The sequence below is a fragment of the Methylovorus menthalis genome (genome assembly GCF_020523625.1).
Classification (GTDB): Bacteria; Pseudomonadota; Gammaproteobacteria; order Burkholderiales; family Methylophilaceae; genus Methylovorus; species Methylovorus menthalis.
Window position 1 is genome coordinate 1 of the sequence record NZ_JAJAQH010000009.1, and the last position, 2,032, is coordinate 2,032.

Sequence of the window (2,032 nt, forward strand, 5' to 3'; positions counted from 1 at the left end):
TTTCACTTGGCCGTATCAACTTCCCGCGTAAGGTTGGGGTGGGTTTGGGTAGCGGTTTTGAGACTGCGGCTCACGCACTCGATTCGCCGGGCTACGCTCTGATTCCTCATCCGTGGGATAAGGAATCACGGCTACCGCCGCGGGAGCTACCGGCTCACCCTTCGGGCGCTGCGCGTCGTCCAGTGCGTTCGGAGTCATGGTCTGTTGGTTAAGATCGCGTTGGTCTTTATTAAAGCGAGCGCTGCCATCGTCGAAATCCTGAAACATCCCGTTATGCACGAACTGGAGGCACACAGCCTCATCCATCGCGATTTTGGTGCCCTGCTGGGTGTATGCGGTACACCTACCCCTTATCAGCACAGCAGCGGCGATTCTGGGGGCCATGACAGGCTTTGTGATGTCGTCATACTTGGGAGCCGTAAACGGCAGATCAGGGACGCGTGGGCGTTGCGCTTCACCCCATGAATAGACGGGCTTTTGGAATTGCGGGGAAGCTGACGGATTAGGTTGCGCGGATCCGCTCAATTCCATGGCTGGCATGGTGGCAGGATCCGGCGCTTTTGAGATCCCGACTAAGGCACGATAGCCATACCAGACGATTGCAAAGAACAGCACGGGCAACAAGACCATAAGCACCAACCGCATGGGGATACGCTTTTTAACCGTATGCATGTCGGCCGACTTGTACCAGGTGTAGACCTCTTTCGGGTAAACAAAGTGGCTCTCGATACTGTTCTTGGTGGACTTGTCGACGTTCTCCCGCACCTTGTGGAATTCGTGGATTTTGGACTTTGCAAAGCCAAAGAACCGCTCGACGTGATAATGGTAGTTCACGAGGCGGCGCAAATTGGAATCAACCAGCATGGGGTGCTGCGTGATCAGATAGAGATCATGGCCATCATGCCGGTGCGTTTCCAGCTGGCTGACATGGCGAGGCACCGCAGCACCAGTGGCACGCGGCCTGAAGGTGGACTGACATTCATCAATCACAATGATCGCACCCTTGGGGCAATCCACCCATTGATCAGCGGATTCGAGCTGCTGCCAATCCAAGGTGAGTTCAGGGATGCCGTGATAGAACACCGGGCGATTTTCTTTATCCGCCCTCTCTTTGACCTTCGACAAGGTGTAGAGGCTTTTGCCCGAGCCTGGAAGCCCTGTAATCAGGTGAATCATTTGATCACCTGCCTTGTAAGGACCCCACCTGTTAAGCCCTGCACGATGTAGCGCGCCGCAATCGCACTGAATACGATGTTGATGGACTCGCCCAGGCGCAGGAGGCCCACTGCCCCAATCACATCCGCCGGGACGTTGGTTAAGAGACCAAGGGCGGCTTGTCTTGCGCCGGATAACAGTACATCCAGCCCCTGATAGGTGACATAGGTAATCGCCAAGGCCACCAGTACGCGCCCGACTAGTGTTTTAAGCGACAGGGCGGCAAAGCCCCAGAACATCGAAATGAATAAAGGCATTTATACTGCTCCCGCTAAGATTCGGCCTGCAGCGACATAGGCCAAGGCCATAAAGACATACCCGACAATCGCCAGGTAAGGGTTAAGCTCCGATAGCCGCAAGGTGTAACTGCGACCAAACAAAGAGAAGGTCCGGTCTTGAATCCCGGTGGCAGAAATCGGGCTGGAGGCATCCAATGCCGTGGGCAGATTAACAATCGTGCGGTTGTTCTCTTCCGCTGGATTAGCCGTCGTGTCGGTGCCATTGGTTAGCGCCTCGCCCTTGGCTTTCCAGTCGGCGTTTTCTTTAAACCACTCGCAGTTACGGCGAGCCTGTTCTTTCGCCATGGCGCACTGAATAGCGTCACCCTTGCAGGCCACGGCATCGCATGCCCCGGAGATATCGGAATCGGTCGCCGCCTTGCATTGGGCCGCCGTGGGGTTCTCGGCGCAATAGCTGGTCTGGCTGACCGTTTTTGTTTCGGTCTTCGTTTCCTTGGTGCCATCTTCATTGGTCTTTTCGGTGGTGGTAACGACAATCACCGTGCCATCGCCGTTGAAAGTGGCAGTTGAATTGGTGG

General features: G+C 55.5%; 2 protein-coding genes and 1 pseudogene. All 3 read right to left on the reverse strand.

What is annotated here, in order from left to right; translation table 11 throughout:
• Positions 1-15 precede the first annotated feature (15 nt).
• On the reverse strand, positions 16-1,176 hold the full coding sequence (locus LG204_RS14040) for a zonular occludens toxin domain-containing protein (protein WP_230337913.1): 1,161 nt from the start codon (positions 1,174-1,176) through the stop codon (positions 16-18).
• Entirely contained in the window at positions 1,173-1,472 is a 300-nt protein-coding gene (locus LG204_RS14045; RefSeq protein WP_012777804.1) for a DUF2523 domain-containing protein, read from the reverse strand. Before LG204_RS14045 ends, LG204_RS14040 begins: the two co-directional genes overlap by 4 nt.
• A pseudogene (locus LG204_RS14050) lies at positions 1,473-2,032 on the reverse strand (hypothetical protein); the annotation flags it as partial.